General features: G+C 68.5%; 17 protein-coding genes. 6 read left to right on the top strand and 11 right to left on the bottom strand.

Features of this window, described 5'->3' with window-relative positions; all coding sequences use genetic code 11:
• Positions 1-39: 39 nt before the first annotated feature.
• From AVL48_RS08080 to AVL48_RS08050, 7 genes are all read right to left on the bottom strand, one after another.
• Complete coding sequence (locus AVL48_RS08080; protein WP_061981292.1) at positions 40-1,206, bottom strand: Gfo/Idh/MocA family protein; 1,167 nt, start codon at positions 1,204-1,206, stop codon at positions 40-42.
• A 42-nt stretch (positions 1,207-1,248) separates the two neighbouring features.
• Positions 1,249-2,301 carry a substrate-binding domain-containing protein gene (locus tag AVL48_RS08075; protein ID WP_061981291.1) on the bottom strand — a complete coding sequence of 351 codons (1,053 nt, stop codon included), beginning with the start codon at positions 2,299-2,301 and terminating at the stop codon, positions 1,249-1,251.
• Positions 2,302-2,323: 22 nt separating this feature from the next.
• The gene (locus AVL48_RS08070; RefSeq protein WP_082857576.1) at positions 2,324-3,337 is read right to left on the bottom strand and encodes an ABC transporter permease; all 1,014 of its coding nucleotides are present in this window, start codon (positions 3,335-3,337) and stop codon (positions 2,324-2,326) included.
• On the bottom strand, positions 3,334-4,836 hold the full coding sequence (locus tag AVL48_RS08065; RefSeq protein ID WP_061981290.1) for a sugar ABC transporter ATP-binding protein: 1,503 nt from the start codon (positions 4,834-4,836) through the stop codon (positions 3,334-3,336). The genes AVL48_RS08070 and AVL48_RS08065 overlap by 4 nt, the downstream gene beginning before the upstream one ends.
• Positions 4,833-6,056 (bottom strand): ROK family transcriptional regulator, encoded by a 1,224-nt coding sequence (locus AVL48_RS08060; RefSeq protein ID WP_061981289.1) that lies wholly within the window; start codon positions 6,054-6,056, stop codon positions 4,833-4,835. Before AVL48_RS08060 ends, AVL48_RS08065 begins: the two co-directional genes overlap by 4 nt.
• A 350-nt stretch (positions 6,057-6,406) precedes the next feature.
• On the bottom strand, positions 6,407-7,609 hold the full coding sequence (locus tag AVL48_RS08055) for an ROK family transcriptional regulator (RefSeq protein WP_061981288.1): 1,203 nt from the start codon (positions 7,607-7,609) through the stop codon (positions 6,407-6,409).
• A 10-nt stretch (positions 7,610-7,619) separates the two neighbouring features.
• The gene (locus AVL48_RS08050) at positions 7,620-8,630 is read right to left on the bottom strand and encodes a GlxA family transcriptional regulator (RefSeq protein WP_061981287.1); all 1,011 of its coding nucleotides are present in this window, start codon (positions 8,628-8,630) and stop codon (positions 7,620-7,622) included.
• A 1-nt stretch (position 8,631) separates the two neighbouring features.
• Here AVL48_RS08050 and AVL48_RS08045 point away from each other — a divergent pair, with 1 nt between their 5' ends.
• Entirely contained in the window at positions 8,632-9,495 is an 864-nt protein-coding gene (locus AVL48_RS08045; RefSeq protein ID WP_244162357.1) for a dienelactone hydrolase family protein, read from the top strand.
• On the opposite strand, the gene AVL48_RS08040 is transcribed toward AVL48_RS08045, so the two are convergent.
• Positions 9,488-10,333, bottom strand: a complete 846-nt coding sequence (locus AVL48_RS08040) for an MFS transporter (RefSeq protein ID WP_244162356.1) — start codon at positions 10,331-10,333, stop codon at positions 9,488-9,490. The two genes, AVL48_RS08045 and AVL48_RS08040, sit on opposite strands and share 8 nt — an antisense overlap.
• A gap of 92 nt (positions 10,334-10,425) precedes the next feature.
• Here AVL48_RS08040 and AVL48_RS08035 point away from each other — a divergent pair, with 92 nt between their 5' ends.
• Complete coding sequence (locus AVL48_RS08035) at positions 10,426-10,971, top strand: TetR/AcrR family transcriptional regulator C-terminal domain-containing protein (RefSeq protein WP_061981286.1); 546 nt, start codon at positions 10,426-10,428, stop codon at positions 10,969-10,971.
• Positions 10,972-11,007: 36 nt separating this feature from the next.
• Here the strand turns inward: AVL48_RS08035 and AVL48_RS08030 are convergent, their stop codons facing one another.
• Positions 11,008-11,670, bottom strand: a complete 663-nt coding sequence (locus tag AVL48_RS08030; protein WP_061981285.1) for a response regulator — start codon at positions 11,668-11,670, stop codon at positions 11,008-11,010.
• Positions 11,667-13,199, bottom strand: a complete 1,533-nt coding sequence (locus tag AVL48_RS08025) for a sensor histidine kinase (protein ID WP_061981284.1) — start codon at positions 13,197-13,199, stop codon at positions 11,667-11,669. Before AVL48_RS08025 ends, AVL48_RS08030 begins: the two co-directional genes overlap by 4 nt.
• 132 nt (positions 13,200-13,331) lie before the next feature.
• On the opposite strand from AVL48_RS08025, the gene AVL48_RS08020 reads away from it, so the two are divergent.
• The 4 genes from AVL48_RS08020 to AVL48_RS08005 all read left to right on the top strand — a co-directional run bounded on the left by AVL48_RS08020 (position 13,332) and on the right by AVL48_RS08005 (position 17,988).
• Entirely contained in the window at positions 13,332-14,300 is a 969-nt protein-coding gene (locus AVL48_RS08020; RefSeq protein WP_082857574.1) for a Bug family tripartite tricarboxylate transporter substrate binding protein, read from the top strand.
• Complete coding sequence (locus AVL48_RS08015; RefSeq protein ID WP_061981282.1) at positions 14,297-14,791, top strand: tripartite tricarboxylate transporter TctB family protein; 495 nt, start codon at positions 14,297-14,299, stop codon at positions 14,789-14,791. The genes AVL48_RS08020 and AVL48_RS08015 overlap by 4 nt, the downstream gene beginning before the upstream one ends.
• Positions 14,791-16,308: a tripartite tricarboxylate transporter permease gene (locus tag AVL48_RS08010; RefSeq protein ID WP_061981281.1), complete on the top strand. Its 1,518-nt coding sequence runs from the start codon at positions 14,791-14,793 to the stop codon at positions 16,306-16,308. The genes AVL48_RS08015 and AVL48_RS08010 overlap by 1 nt, the downstream gene beginning before the upstream one ends.
• Positions 16,309-16,551: 243 nt before the next feature.
• The gene (locus tag AVL48_RS08005) at positions 16,552-17,988 is read left to right on the top strand and encodes a DUF1996 domain-containing protein (protein WP_143104788.1); all 1,437 of its coding nucleotides are present in this window, start codon (positions 16,552-16,554) and stop codon (positions 17,986-17,988) included.
• A gap of 101 nt (positions 17,989-18,089) precedes the next feature.
• Here AVL48_RS08005 and AVL48_RS08000 read toward each other — a convergent pair whose 3' ends face one another.
• Complete coding sequence (locus AVL48_RS08000; protein WP_061981280.1) at positions 18,090-18,779, bottom strand: hypothetical protein; 690 nt, start codon at positions 18,777-18,779, stop codon at positions 18,090-18,092.
• Positions 18,780-18,829: the final 50 nt, after the last annotated feature.

Genomic DNA, 18,829 nt, shown 5'->3' with positions numbered 1-18,829 from the left:
GGTACGTCCATGCGACTTTCGGCTGGATCTACTCCGCAGTTACTCGCCCTTTGTGGTGACGCCGGGCACCGCGGTCCACCGCGCCTCCTCCGCCGCGCTGCGCTCGACCGCGTCGAGGACCATCTGAACCCTCAACCCGTCCTCGAAGGACGGTTCCGGATCCGTGCCTTCGCCGATCGCGGTGAGCAGGTCGGCGACCTCGTTGGTGAAGGTGTGCTCGTAGCCGAGGAGGTGGCCCGGCGGCCACCACACCCCGACGTACGGGTGATCCGGCTCGGTGACCAGGATCCGGCGGAACCCCGACTCGGTGGCGGGCTGGCCGCCGTCGAAGAAGGACAGTTCGTTCATCGACTCGAAGTCGAACGCGAGGCTCGCCTTCGATCCGTTGATCTCCAGCCGCATCGAGTTCTTGCGGCCCAGCGCGTACCGGGTCGCCTCGAAACTCGCTACGGCCCCGCCGGAGAACCGGCCGAGGAACAGTGCGCAGTCGTCGACCGTGACCTGCCCCGTCCCGCCGTCGCCGTCGGGCCGTTCCGGCACGAAGGTGTTCGTCAAGGCGGAGACCCCGGTGATGGTCTCGCCGGTGACGAACTGGGCGGCGTCGACGATGTGCGCGCCGAGATCGCCCAGCGCGCCGGAGCCCGCCTTGTCCTTGTGCAGCCGCCAGGTCATCGGCGACTGTGGGTCCGAAAGCCAGTCCTGCAGGTAGACCGACCGCACATGGCGGATCTCGCCGAGTGCCCCGCTCGCGACCAGGTTCCTGGCGTGCGCGAGCGCGGGCACCCGGCGGTAGTTGAAGGCCACCATCGACCGGACGCCGTTCGCGCGGGCCTTCGCCGCCGCCTCCGCCATCGCCTCCGCTTCGGCGAGGGTGTTGGCCAGCGGTTTCTCGCACAGCACGTGCTTTCCGGCCTCGAGCGCGGCGATCGCGATCTCGGCGTGACTGTCGCCCGGGGTGCAGATGTCGACCAGGTCGACGTCGTCGCGGGTGACCAGCGCGCGCCAGTCCGTCTCGACGTCTTCCCAGCCGAACCGCTCCGCCGCGGCCTTCGCCCGCACCTCGTCACGGCCGCCGAGCACGGCGAGTCTCGGGATCAGCGGTGGCGCGAAGAACCGGTGCACACTGCGCCACGCGTGCGAATGCACCGCACCCATGAACGAGTGACCGACCATGCCGACCCCGATCGTTTCCTTTGCCGTGCTCATGCCCCTCCTAGGTGTCCGCTTGCGTGTGTCGGGTACGCGGGTTTACGAGTCGAAGCCGACGTCCATGTACCGGTCGACGTTCTCCTTGGTGACCACCGCGGAGTACGTGGTGATCTCGGACGGGATCTCGTGCTCGGCGAAATCGCTCGCACCCTTGTTCTGGCCGAGCAGCCGGGCGAGCGAGATCGCGGACGACGCCATCGACGGGCTGTAGAGCACCGTCGCCTTCAGCGGTTCGGCGTCGGACTTGATCAGGTTCATCGCGTTCTTCGAACCCGCGCCGCCGACCATCAGGAAGTCCTTGCGGTTCGCGTTGTTGATGGCCGCGATGACGCCGACGCCCTGGTCGTCGTCGTGGTTCCAGAGCGCGTCCAGTTTGGGCGCGGACTGCAGCAGGTTCGAGGTCTGCTGCTCACCCGACTCCGGTGTGAACTGCGCCGAAACCCGCGGCCCCACCTGGAAACCCTGACGCGCCAAGGCGTCCTTGAAACCCTTGCTGCGTTCCTGGGTCAGCGGCAGCGAATCGATGCCCGCGACCTCGCCGATCACCGGGCTCGCGATGTTCTTCGCCTTCATCTGCTTGGCGATGTAGTTCCCGGCGTTGACGCCCATCCGGTAGTTGTCGCCACCGATCCAGGTGCGGTACGCGAGCGGGGTGTCGAAGACGCGGTCGAGGTTGATCACCTGGATCCCGGCGTCCATCGCCTGCTGGCCGACGGCGGTGAGCGCCTTGCCGTCGAACGGCAGGATCACCAGCACGTTGACCTTGGCGTTGATCAGCGTCTCCACCTGCGAGATCTGCTGGTTGACGTCGTTGGTGCCCTCGGTCGCGTTGAGCGTGACCTCACTGAACTTCTGCGCCTGCGCGCGGGCGTTCTTGGTGATGGCCGCCATCCAGCCGTGGTCGGCCGCGGGCGCCGAAAACCCGATGGTGACGGGGTTTCCCGGCTGCGAGTTGCTGCCCGCGTTGGCCACGTTGGCGGCGTTGTTCTGCGCCGGTGCCTCGTTCGAGGTGCACGCGGTCAGCAGCGCGCCCGCTCCGACGGCCGCGCCCCCCAGCAGGAAACGGCGGCGATGCAGGGATTGTTCGGTCATGACGACTCTCCATCCACGGTGATCAAGTACTCGTCTTTGTCTTCTTGACGGAGCGGAACTGCAGTAGCGCGGCCAGCACGATGATCACGCCCTTGGCGATGTTCTGGATGTCGGTGTCCAGGTTGTTGAGCGTGAAGATGTTGGACAGCACGGTGAAGATCAGCACGCCGATCAGGGTCCCGATGAGCGAGCCGCGGCCACCGGTGAGCAGCGTGCCGCCGATGACGACCGCCGCGATGGCGTCGAGTTCGTAGAGCATGCCGTTGGTCGAGGCGCCCGCGGTGGTGCGGGCGACGACCATCAGCGCGGCGATGCCACAGCACAGACCGGCGACGCCGTAGACGAGCGCGATGTGCCGCTTGACGTTGATCCCCGCCAGGCGCGAGGCCTCGGCGTTGCCGCCGACGGCGAAGGTGCGGCGGCCGAACGTGGTGCGGTTCAGCAGCACCCAGCCGACCACGAACACCAGCGCGAACATCCAGATCAGCACCGGGACGCCGAGCAGGTCACCGCGGAAGAAGTCGAGGAACCCCGCCTCCGAAACCACCTGCGTGCGGCGGCCGCTGATGCGTTCCGCGAGCCCTCGGGCCGCGACGTACATCGCCAAGGTCGCGATGAACGGCACGATCTTCCCGTAGGAGACCAGTATCCCGTTGATCAGCCCGCAGCCGAGGCCGACCAGGAGTCCACAAAGGATCATCACGAACGGGCCGTAGGACTGGGTGGCCAGCGTGGTCAGCCAGACACTGGAGAGCGCCACGATCGACCCGACCGAGAGGTCGATGCCGCCGGCGATGATCACGAAGGTCATCCCGACACTGACCACGCCGATGGCCGCGGCCAGCCGGAGGATCGTCGAGATGTTGCCTTCGGTGAAGAACTGGTCGGGCCGGGTGACCTGGCCGACGATGCACAGGATCACCAGCACACCGGTCAGCCCGAGCAGCCGGGTGTCGAGTGAGAATGATCGTTTTTCCTTGGGTGGCAGGGGTTCCACGGCACTTCCCGTACGCACCGACTCGGCTTGGTCAGTCACGCCGCACTCCCCTCGAGAATCACGTCGAGCACATCCGCCTCTGTCAGCTCCGCAGACGGCCTTTCAGCCAGGACATGTCCTTCACGCAGCACCAGCACCCGGTCGGACAGTCCGAGTACTTCGGGGATCTCGCTGGAGACCAGCACGATCGCGACCCCGGTCGCGGCCAGTTCTTCGATCAGCCGGTACAGCTCGGCCCGCGCGCCGACGTCCACCCCGCGCGTCGGCTCGTCCAGCAGCAGCACCCGGCAGCCGCGGACCAGCCAGCGCGCGAGCACCGCCTTCTGCTGGTTTCCGCCGGACAGCGTCCGGATGATCCGGTGCGGGTCGGCGGGCCGGAGGTCGAGCCGCCGCAGGCTTTCCCCGGCGTCCTCGAGTTCCCGCGACCGCTCCGAGAACCCGAACGTCGCGTATTTCGACAGGCTGGCCAGGGTCACGTTGTGCACCACGGGCAGGTCCAGCAGCAGACCTTGGCTCTTGCGTTCCTCAGGTGCCAAGCCGATCCCGGCCTTGACCGCCGCGGACACACTGCCCGCCCGTACCGGTTCGCCGTCGACCGAGACCGTGCCCGCGTCCTGTTTGCGCGCGCCGAAGATCGTCTCCAGCAGCTCGCTGCGCCCGGATCCGACGAGGCCGGCGATGCCGACGACCTCCCCGGCGTGCACCGTGAAGCTCACGTTCTCGAATTCGCCCACGGTGGTCAGGTTCTCCACCTTGAGCACTTCTTTGTCCGGGTTCACGTGTTCCTGGTGACGCGGGCCGAACACGGTCTCGACCTTGCGGCCGGCCATGAGCGCGACGAGATCCGCCGTCGGCGTCTCCTTGGCGTCGAGGCCGGTGGAGACGGTCTTGCCGTCTTTGAGCACGGTGACGCGGTGGCCGATCCGGCGCAGTTCTTCGAGCCGGTGGGAGATGTAGACGATCGCGACACCCTCGGCGGTCAGTTCGCCGACGATGCGGAACAGGTTGTCGACCTCTTCCCCCGCGAGCGCCGCGGTGGGCTCGTCCATCACGAGCAGCTTCGCGTCGTACGCGAGTGCGCGCGCCATCGACACCAGCTGCTGGCCCGCGGCGGAGAGCTTGCCGACCTCGGTCGACGGCGTGATCTCCGGATGGCCGAGCCGGGCCATCAGCTTCGCGGCCATGGCACGCGATTCGCTGATCCGCGTGAAGCCGAAGCTGGCCCGCTCGCGGCCGAGGAAGATGTTGTCCGCCACGGAAAGCCCGGGCACCAGGTCGAGTTCCTGGTACATGGTCGCGATGCCGATCTTCAACGCGGCGACCGGCGAAGGCAACGTGACCGGCTCGCCCTGCCAGAAGATCTCGCCTCCGTCGGGACGGTGCGCCCCGGCGAGGGTCTTGATCAACGTGGACTTGCCCGCGCCGTTCTGGCCGAGGAGACAGTGCACCTCGCCGGGTTCGACGTCGAAGTCGACCCCATCGAGAGCGCGCACCCCCGGAAAGGTCTTCACGATCCCCCGGACCGATAGCAAGGTCATGCCGGCGCCTCCTCGGTGAGCACTGGAACGAGCGTCGGGTCGGCGAAAAGCCGTTCGATGGCAAGGTGTGCGGCCCCGCGCAGCGGGGCGGTGGTGCCCAGCGGCGACGGCTCGACCCGGCAGGCGGGCTCGTGCCCGAGCGGGCGCGCGGACAGTTCGCGGCGCACCGGCTCGACCAGCCACTCGCCCAATTCGGCGAAGTACCCGCCGAGCACCACGACGTCCGGGTCGAGCACATCGACCACAGTGGACACCGCGATACCGAGCGCGACCCCGAGTTCCGAGACCGCCGCGACGGCGCGCTGGTCACCGCGCTGGACGCGATGTTTGAGCAGCCCGACGCGGCCGTCGACGCCGAGCGCGGGATCGTGCAGCGGGTCACCCGGTGAGGCGGCGCCCCGCAGCACGGCGTTGAGCCCGGCCTTGGTCTCCAGGCAGCCGACCCGGCCGCACTGGCACTGCTCGCCGGACGGGTCGACGGTGATGTGCCCGACCTCGCCGGCGAAACCCCTGGCACCGCGCAGGATCGCGCCGCCGGAGACGAGCCCGCCGCCGACGCTCATCCCGCCGCTGAGGTAGAAAAGCTCCCGCACGCCGCGGCCGGCCCCCGCGACCGCCTCGCCGACCGCGCCGAGGTTGGCCTCGTTGTCGACCGCGATGGCGTCGACCGGCAGCCCGAGCCGGGCGGCCAGCAGGTCGGCGATTTCGGCGTCGCGCCAACGCAAGGTGGGTGCGAACCGCAGCACGGCGGCGGCCGAGTCGACCAGGCCGGGAACCGAGACCGTGACGCCGACCGGCTGCTCGTCGCGCAGCACCTGACCGGCGAGGAAGGCGAGTTCGTCCATGCTCCGGTGCAGCCCGAGCGCGGCGACGTCGGCGGACTCGGCGCGTTCGGCGATGACCCGGCCGTCGAGGTTCGTGACGACGGCGGCGAAGCGATCGGCCTCGACACTCAGCGCGAGCCCGTAGGCGCTCGCGCCGTTCAGCTCGACCAGCTGACTGGGCCTGCCGTTGCCACCCGCCTGGAGCCCGGCGGAGCGGACGAGGCCGCGCTCGGAGAGCTCGGTGACCAGACTGGAAACGGCCGGCTTGGTGATCCCGCTCCGCGCCGCGAGCTGGGTACGCGACAGCGGCCCCGCGCGCAGCGCCCGCAGGAGCGCGGCGAGGTTCGCCGTGCGTGGGCTGACCGGGTCGAGCTGCCCGGGATCAGTCGCGGCCACACTGCCCTCACTTACGAATCGGCCGTAACAAACTTTGTTACTTAGCCAGCGAAAGTAGGGTGACTGCTGTCACTCGTCAAGGTGACAACAAGACAGGAATGGCCCCTGTCACCCGATTAGCCGCTCCAATCGGTGCAGACTTTTGTACTTCTCGATCGAAAGTCTGCACGATCTTGACGTTACTAATCGGAATCAGGTGAGTGCCCAACGTATCGTCGGCCCGTCACTCAGCGCTCTCTGCACTGCCCTTCGCGCCTGCCTCCCGCCTGCAATGAAGGGGCCTTTCATCGCAAATTTTGCGATGAAAGGCCCCTTCATTGCAGTCCCGAGGGAGACCGCGCCCCCGGCCCTCAGCTACTCAACGTGAACGCGCGGTCCGTGGCCGACCAAGCGGCCCCGATGACCCCGGCGGTGTCCCCCAGCTCGGAGAGCACGATCGGCAGGTTCCCGGTCGCCAGCGGCAGCGAGCGACGGTAGACCGAGCTGCGGATCTCGGCGAGCAGCTGATGCCCGAGCTGGGCCACGCCGCCGCCGATCACGACCATCCCCGGGTTCACGAAACTCACCAGCGACGCGACGACCTGGCCGAGCCGCCGCCCGCCGTCGCGGATCAGGTTGACCGCGCCGAAATCGCCCGACGCCGCCGCGCGGCCGACGTCCGCGGCGGTGATCGCGCCCCGGGCCGCGACGACGTCGGCGAGGTAGGCCGACCGGCCGCTGCGCGCCAGCGTCAGCCCGTCGCGGGCCAGCGCGGCGCCGCCGAAGTACGCCTCGAGGCAGCCGGTCTCGCCGCAGGCACAGGTCGGGCCGTAGTCGTCGAGGCGGATGTGCCCGATGTCGCCCGCGGTGCCCGCGACACCGCGGTACACCTTGCCGCCGAGCACGATCCCGCAGCCGATACCGGTCCCGATCTTGACGAACACCAGATCGTCGATGGACCGCGCGACGCCGGCGTGCCGTTCCCCGAGCGCCATCGAGTTCACGTCGTTGTCGACGGTGACCGGGCAGCGCAGCAGCCCGCCGAGATGGTCGCGCACGGAAAACCGGTCCCAGCCGGGCATTATCGGCGGCGCCACCGCCATCCCCTCGGCGAAGCTCACTGGCCCCGGCAGGCCGATTCCGGCGGCGATCAGCTTGCCCGGCGCCTCTTCGCGGATCTTCTCCGCCAGCTCCACGACGCGTTTCAGGACGGCGTGCGGCCCCTGCCGGACGTCGCAGTCCTCGACGGTGTGCACCAGCACCTCGCACGAAGCGTCGGTGAGGGCGACCCCGACCGACGTCGCGCCGACGTCGACGGAGAGCACGCGCAGGTCTCCCGCCAGCCGCACGAGCGTCGACCGACGGCCGCCCCGGCTCGCCGACGGACCCGCCGTCTCGACGAGGCCGACCTCGGCGAGGCGGGCCACCTCGGCACCCACCCGGGCACGCGGCAGCTCCAGCCGCTCCCCCAGTTCGACCCGGGACATCGGGCCCTCGTCCCGCAGCAAGGTGAGCAACTGGGTTTGGTGCCGGGTTTCGACCATCGGATGCTCCGTGGTGGATGCCGTGCTCATTCAGCCGAGCCTACGGCGTTGTCCACTTCCTGTCCCGAACGCCCGTGGCCGTCCGGCCGCGTCTGAACATCGCGCGGTAGTCCCGCGGCCGGTGCCCGGTCAGCCGCGCGAAGACCGCGCCGAACGTCCCGGGATCGCGATAGCCGACCTCGGCGGCGATACCGGCGATCGTCCGCTCCGTGGTCTCGAGCAGATGCTTCGCCCGGCGCACCCGCGTCTCCTGCAGATGGCCGAGCGGGGTCTTGCCGGTCTCGTCGCGAAATCGCCGCAGGAGGGTTCGCGTGCTGACGTGGAACGTCGCGGAAAGCAGCCCGAGGTCGTACCGCTCGCGCAGGTTCTGGTCCAGCCAGCGCTTCACTTCTTGGGAAAACTCGCTGCCGACCGCGGGCAGCAGATCCGTGTCGACATACGGCGTCTGGCTCGACCGCGCGTCGTCGACGAGCGCGATCCGCGCGGTCGCACGGGCGACCCGGCCGCCATGGTGTGCCCGGATGAGGCCGAGCGCGAAGTCGTACATCGCGCTGAACGCGCCCGTCGTGGTCACCCCGCTGTCGGTGATCACGAGTTCCTCCGGCAGGACTTCGGTGCCAGGGCATCGGCTCGCCAACCGGTCGGCGAAAAGCCACGACGTCGTCGACCGCCGTCCGTCGAGCACACCCGCGTCGGCGAGCAAGAACGCGCCGACGCAGATCGAGACCACCGCGACCCCGGTCTCCGCGGTCGTCCTGATGGCTTCGATTTCCGGCCGGAGCGACTTGAGCCTGCTATCGAGATCGAGGGCCGGCGACAGCTCGAACCCGGGAACCACCAGGACATCGACCGGCCGCAGCGGGGCAACCGCGAGCACCGCGCCGCCGGAGGCGACCACGCGCCGTCGCGGCGACAAGATCGAGACCTCGTACGAAAAATCCCCTGCGGGGGCGACATGCGAGGCCATCGTGAGGAGATCAAGAACCCCGAAGACCTCCGACGCGAAGCATCCCGGATAAGCGAGAACTCCGACGCGCGGCGGGGTCACCATGATGGCGAGATTACCCGCTCAGGTGGCGATCTCGCCCCTGTTCGAAGTCGGCGCCGCACCGGACGATGGCGTGATGGACACCCTCGCGGACTTCTCGAAACGGCTTGTCGATGTCGAAGGGGCCGGCAAAACCGTCTATGTCGCCGGCTCCGGGCCGGCGGTGGTGCTGATGCCGGAGATGCCCGGCATCAGCCCGGACGTCGTCCGCTTCGCCCGGTGGATCCGGGACGCGGGTTTCACGGTCCACCTTCCGTCGCTTTTCGGTGTCGACGGCGCCTTCCCCACCGCCGCCGACGGAGAGAAGGTCGCCCGTCGCGCCTGCGTGAGCGCCGAGTTCCGGGCCTTCGCCGGCGGCGGCACCAGCCCCGTCGTGAGCTGGCTGCGAGGGCTGGCGAGGAAGGCGTTCGAGGAGTGCGGCGGGCCGGGAGTCGGTGCGATCGGACTCTGCTTCACCGGCAACTTCGCCCTCAGCATGACCCTCGAACCGGCCGTCATCGCGCCCGTCGTCAACCATCCCTCGTTACCGCTGGACGATCCCGGCGGCCTGGAGATCGGCGAGGCGGACGCCGTCGCGATCCGCGAGCGCGTCGAGCGCGACGGACTTAAGGTGCTCGCCTACCGCTTTGACAACGACCGATGGTGCACCGGACAGCGCTTCGCCGCGTACCGGGCGCTTCTCGGTGAGGCGTTCGACGGTCGCGTCATTCCGGGTGAGGTGGCCAATCTCGAACCGCCGCCGTTTTTCCGCGACGTCGTCGCGTGTCCTCACAGCGTCGTCACCGCCCACCTCGTCGACGAGGAAGGACATCCCACCGTCCGGGCCAGAGACGAGATTCTGGCCTTCCTCGCCGATCGGCTCAGCTGAGCCGGGTTTCGACCCGCACGAGGACGGCGGCCGGGATCAGCACGATCGCGGTGACACCGACGATCCACCAGTGTGTGTCGGCGATGGCCGTCGCGTGGCTCGACCGCGACGCGGTGACGACGAACGCCGTCAGCAGGAGCGCGCCGGCGATCGCCGGAACCGGGGCGAATCCCGCGACGCCGTACACGAGTAACGGCAGGCCCGACACGGTGAGGACGAGACCGCGCCAGTCCAGCGGTTGCGTGGTGGGCGAGGGCCGGCTCGGCAGCCACCTCCGGCCCAGCAGCAGGCTGAGCACCGAGATCGGCACGTTCACGAGGAACAGCCACGGCCAACCGAGCCCGTCGGTGAGCATGCTGCCGAACAGCGTGCCGAGCACCGGGGCCAGGTAGATCGGAATGCTCAGCACACTCATCATCCGGCCAAGCCGCTTCGGGCCCGCCGCCACCGCGAACAGGATCTGCCCGGCCGGGACCAGCAGCCCGCCCACGGCGCCTTGCAGGATCCGTAAAGCGATCAGCGCCTCGATCGACGTCGCCATCGCGCAGCACGCGGAAAGCACCGCGAACAGACCGACGCACCACAGCCACAGCCTGGCCGCCCCGAAGCGGCGGCTCGCCCATCCGCTCACCGGGACCATCGCGGCGAGGGCGAGCAGGTAACCGGTGGCGATCCACTGCGCGGTGCTGAGCGGCGTGCGGAACTCCGCCGCGATCGCGCCGAGCGCGACATTGACCACTGTCGAGGTGAACATCGACAGGAACCCGCCCACGGTCAAGATCGACGCCATCCCCCACAAAGCAAGGGAAATGCGCTCGTCCACGGGACGCCCGATCATCCTACCAGCCAATCTTATCGGTGTTAAGATCTTAACAGTGATAAGGCTTCTTCGAGTTGTCAAGTCCGCTACGGACCGGCGAAGGTGTGCGCATGGTCGTGAGACGGGATGGGTACGTTCGAGCCGCGCTCGAACTCCTCGACGAGGTCGGGCTGGACGGGTTGAGTCTGCGCAAGCTCGGGGAGAAGCTCGGCGTGCGTGGTCCCGCGCTCTACACCCACTTCAAGAGCAAGCAGGCGCTGCTCGATCAAATGGCCGAAACCATGCTGGACGACGAGCTCGCCCCGCTGGACGATCCGGCGTCGGCGGACGACTGGCCCGCGTGGCTGGCCAAGCGAGCCCGCGCCATCCGCCGCACACTGCTGTCCTATCGCGACGGCGCCCGCCTGCACGCCGGCTCCCGCCCCACCGAGCGATCGGCGATGACGCCGCTGATCAAACCGTTGCTGGCAGCCGGTTTCACCGAGGAAGACGCGACACACGCGATCCTCGCCGTCAGCCGGTACACCCTCGGCTGCGCGATCGACGAGCAGCAGTCCGTCGAGGGCGAGTCGGTCGACCACGACGAAGATCCGGCCGCTTCCTTCGAATACGGCCTCTCCCTCCTGATCGCCGGTCTCCGCTCGGCCGCCCCCTGACTCCCCGCATTTAGTCCTCTGAATGCGAGGTAGGGGTCAGGACCAGAGGTAGCGCCGTTCGGGGCGCCCCGTCCCGCCGTACTTGAGGCTCACCTCGGCCTTCCCGGTCGCCACGAAATGCTCCAGGTACCGCCGCGCGCTCACCCGCGCGACGCCGGTCGCCTCGGCGCATTCGCTCGCGGACATCCCGCCCGCCGCACCGCGCAGGGCGGTCTCCACCAGACGCGCGGTTTCGGCGGTGAGTCCCTTGGGCAGCACCGGTTTGGCGCTCGGCCGGGCACCGAAGACCTGGTCGACGTCGGCCTGTCCGGCCTCGGCCAGCCGGTCCAGGCGCTGGTGCAGGGCGGCGAAATGGGTGAGCTGATCCCGCAGGGACGCGTACTCGAACGACTTGATCAGGTAGTGCAGGACGCCGCCCCGCATCGCCTGCCGCACGGTCTCGACGTCGGTCGCCGCGGTGATCAGGATGACGTCGACGTCCTCGGTGGCGCGCAGCTCCCGCAACACCGAAAGACCGTCGAGGTCGGGAAGGTAGACGTCGAGCAGCACCAGATCCGGTTTCAGTTCCCGCGCCAGCCGGATCGCGTCGGCACCGGTGTGCGCGACCCCGACGACGGCGAACCCGTCCGTGCGCGCGACGTATCCACTGTGGACTTTCGCGACCATGAAATCGTCGTCGACGACGAGGACCCGGATCATCGCGGAAGCCTTGCCGTGAACACCGCGCCGCCGGAGTTGTGCACCTCGACCGATCCTCCCCGCCGGACGCACGCCTGCCGGATGAGCGCCAGGCCGAGACCACGCTGGCCGTGGGCGGCCGCTTTCGTGGTGAAGCCGTGTTCGAACACTTCCTCGGCGATGTCCGGGGCGACACCGGGTCCGGAATCTCGGACTTCCACCCGCACTTCGTCATCCTCCTGCCACACGCCGACCTCGATCCAGCCGCGCTCACCACCCAAGGCGTCCAACGCGTTGTCGACGAGATTTCCCAGCACTGTCACCAAATCCGTGGACAGTCCCTCCTCGACCCGGTCCAGTTCGCTGTCCGGGGCCATCCGCAGCCCGACCCCGCGTTCCGCGGCGAGCGACGCCTTCGCGATCAGCAGCGCCGCCACCGCCGGGTCGCCGATGCGCGAGCCGACCTCCGCGCGCCACTCCCCCTGCGCCGAACTGATCCGGCTGACGTAGCCGCGAACCTCGTCGTACTCCCCGAGTTCCAGCAGCCCGGAAATGGTGTGCAGCCGGTTGCTGAACTCGTGCGCCTGCGCCCGCAACGTGTCGGTGGCATGCCTGCTGGCGTCGAGTTCGTCCCGCAGCGTCATCAGATCGGTGCGGTCCCGCAAGGTGACGACAGCGCCGCGCACGTCGATCGGCATCCGGTTCAGCGTCAGCACTTTCCCTTGCCGCAAGACGATTTGGTCGGCGCCGGTCGCGCGGCCGGTGAGCAGGTCGCGGATGCGCTCGTTGAGGTCGAGGTCCTCGACCGACCGGCCGACGGCGTCCTCCGGCAACGCCAGCAGTTCGCGAGCCTGATCGTTGACCAGGGTGATCCGGTGCTGCGGGTCCAGGCCGACGACGCCCTCCTTGATGCCGTGCAGGAGCGCCTCCCGGTTCTCCACCAGTGCGGTGATCTCGTGCGGTTCCAGGCCCAGCGTCTGGTTCTTCACGCGCCGTGCCAGCAGCAGCGAACCGCTCACGCCGATCACCAGCGCGACACCCAGCACCCGCAGGGCGTTGCCCGGCGAGTCGAGCACGCCCGCGAAGAAACCGGGCGACTTCGAGCCCGCCGCGACCATGCGGACCACCTTGCCGCCCTTTTCGTCGAGCACCGGGACATGCGCCACGATCGAACCGTCGAGTTCGCCGACCCAGGACCGTCCATGCAGGACAGTGCTTTCGCCGATATCGAGCAGCGTCCGCAACTGACCCGGATCCGGTGACGCGAGCACGGAGCGATCCGCGCCCGCGATCACCACGAAATCGACGCCGGAGAGGCTCCGCGCGGTCTCCGCGGGCGCGTTCAGTTCGAACGGGCCGTTTCCGAGGTCGCCCACGACACCCTGCGCGGCGACACTCTCCGCGACCGAAAGCGCCCGGCGTCCCTCGGTCGTGCGGAAGTTGCTCCCCGCCTGGACGACGGCCAGCACGCCCACCGCGCAGAGTAGGCAAGTCACGACTACTAGTTGCCACACGAGGAGCTGACGGGCCAGCGAACCCCGAGCACCCATCGCCACCTCCGCGTGACCAAAACGAACACAACAACCATTGGGCCCGCAAGCGGGACATCTCTGTTTACACGAGTGCAACATGGCCAACCACGCGGCAGAGAGGCGGGGATCACAGTGAAGCCCAGTAGCTGGTTGGCCATCGCGGCGGCGCTGGTCGCCGTTTTGCTGGTGCCACCGTTGCTCACCCCGGGCGGCGAGGCCGACGAGGGCTCGCAGATCCGGTCGTTGCGGGTACTCGTGCCCAACGCGCCCGGCGGCGGTTACGACATCACGGCCCGCACGGCGACCAAGGCGATGGAGGACGCCGACCTGCTCGGCAACGCGGAGGTGTTCAACCTTCCCGGTGCCGGCGGGACCGTCGGCCTCGGCCGCACGGTGGCCGAACGCGGCAACGGCAAGCTCGTCATGTCCATGGGACTCGGCGTGGTCGGCAGCGTGTTCACGAACAAGTCGCCGTCGTCCTTGCTCGACACCACACCGGTGGCGAAGCTGATCGAAGAGTCGGACATCGTCGTGGTCGGCAAGGACTCGCCGTACCAGACGATCGGCCAGCTGGTCGACGCGTGGAAGGCCGACCCCGGCGCGGTCCAGGTCGGCGGCGGTTCTTCGCCCGGCGGCCCGGACCACCTGGCGCCGATGCTGATGGCGAAGGCGGTCGGGCTCGCGCCCAAGGCGGTCAACTACGTCCAGTTCGACGGCGGCGGTGAACTGCTCGCGTCGGTCCTCGGCGGCAAGGTCGCGTTCGGTGTCTCCGGGGTCGGCGAGTACCGCGACCAGATCCAGGCGGGCACGCTCCGGGTGCTCGCGGTGACCAGCGCGAACCGGATCCCCGGCATCGACGCGCCGACGCTTTCGGAGTCCGGTGTGGACGTCAAGTTCACCAACTGGCGCGGCATCGTCGCGCCGCCCGGCATCACCGACGCGGACCGCGCGAAGCTGGTCGGCCTGTTCGAGCGGCTGCAGAAGACGCCGCAGTGGCAGGAAGCCTTGCAGCGCAACGGATGGACCGGGGCGTTCGCGCCAGGGGAGCAGTTCGGTTCGTTTCTCGAAGAGGAGAACACTCGAGTGGCAACGGTGCTGAAAGAGCTGGGTCTGGCATGACCACGTGGCTGAAGGAGCGCTCCGAACTCGGGGTGAGCGTGGTACTTCTGGCGCTCGGGGCACTGGTGCTCACCGACGCGCTGAGGATTCCGACCGATTTCGCCCAGCGCGGACCGGTGGGACCGAAGGCGGTGCCGATCCTGGTCGGCTCGCTGCTGCTGATCGTCGCCGTGCTACTGGCGCGCGACGTGTTGCGCGGCGGCAAGGGAGAGGCCGAGGGCGGCGAGGACATCGACCTCACCGCACCCGCCGACCTGCGTACGGTCCTGTTGCTGTGCGGGGCTTTCCTCGCCAACGCGGCCTTGATCGGCCTGGTCGGTTTCCCGATCTCGGGCGCGATCCTTTTCTGGGGCGCGGCCTACGCGCTCGGCAGCCGCAACCTGGTGCGTGACCCGCTGATCGCGGCGGGCATGTCCGTCGCGACATTCCTGATTTTCAACAACCTGCTCGGTGTCCCGCTCCCCGGTGGCCCGTTGATGGAGGTGTTCTGATGCTTCAGCAACTCATCGACGGCTTCGGCACCGCGCTGACCCCGGCCCATATCGCGATGGCGGCGATCGGGGTCCTGCTCGGCACCGCGATCGGCGTACTGCCCGGCATCGGCCCGGCCATGGCGGTGGCGCTGCTGCTCCCGGTCACTTACGGGCTGGAGCCCACTGGCGCGTTCATCATGTTCGCCGGCATCTACTACGGCGGGATGTTCGGCGGCTCGACGACGTCGATCCTGCTGAACACCCCGGGCGAGAGCGCGGCGGTCGTCGCGGCCATCGACGGCAATCCCATGGCGCGCAAGGGACGTGGCGCGCAAGCGCTTGCCGCGGCCGCCATCGGGCACTTCGTCGGCGGCATCCTCGGCACGATCGCGCTGGTCGTGCTGGCCCCGGTGATCGCGAAGCACGCCGTCGACATCGGCGCGCCGGACCTGTTCGCGATCATGGTGCTGGCGTTCATCGCGGTCACCTCGGTGCTCGGCGGTTCCCGGATCCGCGGCGTGGCGTCGCTGCTGATCGGGCTCACCATCGGGCTGGTCGGCCTGGACGAGATGACCGGCCAGCAGCGGCTCACCTTCGGCTCGCTGCATCTGGCCGACGGCATCGACGTGGTGATCGTGGCGGTCGCGCTGTTCGCGGTCGGCGAGTCGCTGTGGGTCGCCGCGCATCTGCGGCGCAACGCGTTCGAACCGATCCCGGTCGGCAGGCCGTGGCTTTCGCGTGCCGATCTCAAACGGACCTGGAAACCGTGGTTGCGCGGTCCGCTGATCGGCTTCCCGTTCGGCGCGGTGCCCGCCGGTGGCGCGGAGATCCCGACGTTCCTCTCCTACGTCACGGAAAAGCGCCTCTCGAAGCACAAGGACGAGTTCGGCAAGGGCGCCATCGAAGGCGTCGCGGGCCCGGAAGCGACGGCGTCGGCCTCCGCCGCCGGGACGCTGGTCTCGATGCTGACGCTCGGCCTGCCGACCACCGCGGTCGCGGCCGTGATGCTCGCGGCGTTCCAGCAGTACGGCATCCAGCCGGGACCGCTGCTGTTCGAGCGGGAGTCGTCGCTGGTGTGGGGCCTGATCGCCTCGCTGTTCGTCGGGCTGACGCTGCTGCTGGTGCTGAACCTGCCGCTGGCGCCGCTGTGGGCGAAGCTGCTGCGGATCCCGCGGCCGTACCTCTACGCGGGCATCCTGTTCTTCGCCAGTGTCGGCGCGTATGCGGTCAACGCGGACATCTTCGACCTGCTGGTCATGTTCGTGATCGGCCTGCTCGGCTTCGCGATGCGACGCTACGGCCTGCCGGTGCTGCCGGCGATCATCGGCGTCATCCTCGGCCCGGCCGCCGAGCAGCAGATGCGGCGCGCGCTGCAACTGAGCGACGGCGACCTGATCGGACTGGTCAACACCCCGTTCTCGATCGTGGTCTACGTGATCATCCTGCTGATCGTGTTCTTCCCGTTGATCAAGCGTCTCCTGCCCTCCCGGCCGCCCGCGGCCGAGGCGGAACCACGGGCCAAAGTGGACGTCTGACCTGCGGCGATCCCGATCAAGACCCGGCCTCGACTGCCCCGAGGCCGGGTCTTCCGGCAACATAACGAAATAGTAACGGCTAGATCGCGTTTTGAACCGTCCTTGCACCGGGGCCGTTTCAGCCAACGCGGAGTCAGTGACGCCGGCGATGCCGGTGACGCATCCCCCGGACTCCGCGAAACGACACCGAACGAGGTGAACGATTCCATGCCCCGTAACCCGAGATCCGCCGGCCGCCACCGCATGGCACGCCGGACCAAACTCGCCACCGGCGCCATCGCGCTCTCTCTCGCCATCGGCGGGCTCGTCGTGGTGAACACGACCGGGATCCCCGACTCGGCCAGGGCCGACGGCGCCGACAAGTCGTTCTTCATCGACATCGCGAAGGTCCCCCGCGGCAACAACGTCAATCTCGACCTCGCGAACCGAGGCGCACGAGGGACGTTCACCGTCGACTGCGGCCGGAACGAGAACGGCCACTTCAACGGCGACAACTTCATCGCCCAGCCCGGTGTCCGCAATGGAGCCGAGCACCTCCACGACTACGTCGGGAATCTCTCGACCAACGCGGACTCGAACAACAAGAGCCTGCTCCGCGCGGGCACCACCTGCAAGAACGGCGACAAATCCGCCTACTTCTGGCCGGTCATCCGGATCAACACCGAGGAAGAGGAAGAAAACGAAGCGGCGAACGAGGAGAAGCTCGCCGCCGACCGCGCGAACGCGGCCAAGGACGAAGCCTCCCCACAGGCCGACTGCCCCGACGTCGCCAGCGAACTCGAGGACGTCCCCGACCAGGCCATGGACGCGGTCAACGAAGGCCTCATCAAGATCGACCAGGACGTCGACAACGCGAACAACCAGCTGGCGCAGGGAAAACAGGCCGCCAAGGTGCTCGACGACCTGAAGAACCAACGCCAGGCGGCGATCAAGAAGATCGCCGATCAGATGAAGCAGGCGGGCAAACCAGTCGCGAAGCCCGAAGACCAGCTCACCGGCTGCGCGGTGAAGCAGAACGGCGAAGGCGGCCTCGACAACGGCGGTGAGAACAGCAAGGTCGCCAAGGGCGGCGACGTCGAGAAGAAGAAGTCCGACGGCAAGGCCGCCGAGCTTCCCGGTGTCGACGACAACAACGAGATCGGTGACAACGAAGGCGAGATCCAGCGTCCCGCGAAGGTGGATCTGACCTTCACCAGCGGCGGCGCCCGCCGCGTCGTCGCGATGCCGAAGTTCCTGCGGGTGCTCTACGGCGACGCCAAGCAGTCCACCAACGGCCCGGCCAACGCCCGGCCCAGCTGGACCTGCAGCGGCTTCGAAGACCGGCTCACCGAGCTGTATCCGATCTGCCCGCAGGGGAGCAAGGTCACCCGTGTCCACTCGTTCCCGAACTGCTGGGACGGGAAGAACACCGACAGCGCCAACCATCGCACGCATATCGTGTTCTCCGACCGCGACGGGAAATGCCCGCGCGGCTTCAAGAACGTGCCGCAGCTGCGGATCACGCTGACCTACGACATCCCGCCGGAGGTCCAGGCCGCCGGGCAGTACGCGGTCGACGCGTTCGCGCAGGAGAAGCACAACCCGCGCTCCGACCACGACGACTTCGCGAACGTGATGTCGCAATGCCTGATGAACCAGCTCGTGAAGTGCGTCAACAGCGGGAAGCGCTGTCGCCAGTAGGTGCGAAGGTCCGGTTTCTGGCCCGGCGTAGGGGTACCGGGCCAGAAACCGGCGGGCGGTACGGCTTTCCCTCCCTGGAAGCCGGCTCGCCCGGTCTGGGGCTAGGCCGTCGTGGACAACCGGCTCACCCGGTCGAACACGAGCGGCGCCGGCACCGCGGGGTCGACTTCGGCCAGTACGGCGTCGGCGTCCAGGCCTGGCAGGTGAATCCACGCGCTGTCGGCGAAATCCGGGGTGGTGACGCTGATCCGGCCGCAGCGCGCCGGCGGGACCAGCGCGACACCGAACGGCTCGACCACGTTGCGCCACACCGATTGCGAGACGATCATCCCGGCGCCGAATTTGTCGCCGGTCGGATCGAGACGGCACCAGTAGCCGACGGCGTCGTTGAAGGTCGACGCGCACAGCAGCCGGGTCAGCGTGATGTAGGTGCGGTGGTAGCGGTGATTGTCCGCCATCGGTCCCATATGGACGGCCACCCGCGCTCGCATCGGGACGCGGGCGTACCGGTTGCGGGACCGCAGCAGATGGTCCAGGTGGAACACGACCTCGCAGAGCTGGCCGACGGCCCGGTCCGGATAGGCGACCATCAGCCCGTCGCCGGTCTCCCGGAAATGCCGTGCTTCCGCCGGCGCGAGCCCGACCGCGGTGAAGGAGCGGGAGACCAGCGTCTCCATCTCGGTCTTCATCGGATCCAGCAGGTCATCGCTGGCCTTGGACGAACCGACGATGTCGACGGCGAGCACGGCATGAGTGTGCGCGTTGTAATGGCCTGAGGTCAGCACCTGCATCTCTGCGACCCCTCCCCTGATCGGTGAAAACTGGCGGCACGAAGCAGTGT

Origin of the sequence: Amycolatopsis regifaucium, assembly GCF_001613935.1 — a bacterium.
In the GTDB taxonomy this organism is placed as follows: domain Bacteria; phylum Actinomycetota; class Actinomycetes; order Mycobacteriales; family Pseudonocardiaceae; genus Amycolatopsis; species Amycolatopsis regifaucium.
This window is presented reverse-complemented; position numbering and strand designations above follow the sequence as displayed.

Bases quoted from the DNA above. Each gene is read 5' to 3' on its own strand.
- AVL48_RS08080 (WP_061981292.1), bottom strand. From the start codon at position 1,206: ATGAGCACGGCAAAGGAAACGATCGGGGTCGGCATGGTCGGTCACTCG.
- AVL48_RS08040 (WP_244162356.1), bottom strand. From the start codon at position 10,333: ATGATCGGGCGTCCCGTGGACGAGCGCATTTCCCTTGCTTTGTGGGGG.
- AVL48_RS08065 (WP_061981290.1), bottom strand. From the start codon at position 4,836: ATGACCTTGCTATCGGTCCGGGGGATCGTGAAGACCTTTCCGGGGGTG.
- AVL48_RS08025 (WP_061981284.1), bottom strand. From the start codon at position 13,199: ATGGGTGCTCGGGGTTCGCTGGCCCGTCAGCTCCTCGTGTGGCAACTA.
- AVL48_RS08035 (WP_061981286.1), top strand. From the start codon at position 10,426: ATGGTCGTGAGACGGGATGGGTACGTTCGAGCCGCGCTCGAACTCCTC.
- AVL48_RS08015 (WP_061981282.1), top strand. From the start codon at position 14,297: ATGACCACGTGGCTGAAGGAGCGCTCCGAACTCGGGGTGAGCGTGGTA.
- AVL48_RS08000 (WP_061981280.1), bottom strand. From the start codon at position 18,779: ATGCAGGTGCTGACCTCAGGCCATTACAACGCGCACACTCATGCCGTG.
- AVL48_RS08075 (WP_061981291.1), bottom strand. From the start codon at position 2,301: ATGACCGAACAATCCCTGCATCGCCGCCGTTTCCTGCTGGGGGGCGCG.
- AVL48_RS08045 (WP_244162357.1), top strand. From the start codon at position 8,632: ATGGCGAGATTACCCGCTCAGGTGGCGATCTCGCCCCTGTTCGAAGTC.
- AVL48_RS08005 (WP_143104788.1), top strand. From the start codon at position 16,552: ATGGCACGCCGGACCAAACTCGCCACCGGCGCCATCGCGCTCTCTCTC.
- AVL48_RS08010 (WP_061981281.1), top strand. From the start codon at position 14,791: ATGCTTCAGCAACTCATCGACGGCTTCGGCACCGCGCTGACCCCGGCC.
- AVL48_RS08030 (WP_061981285.1), bottom strand. From the start codon at position 11,670: ATGATCCGGGTCCTCGTCGTCGACGACGATTTCATGGTCGCGAAAGTC.
- AVL48_RS08050 (WP_061981287.1), bottom strand. From the start codon at position 8,630: ATGGTGACCCCGCCGCGCGTCGGAGTTCTCGCTTATCCGGGATGCTTC.
- AVL48_RS08055 (WP_061981288.1), bottom strand. From the start codon at position 7,609: ATGAGCACGGCATCCACCACGGAGCATCCGATGGTCGAAACCCGGCAC.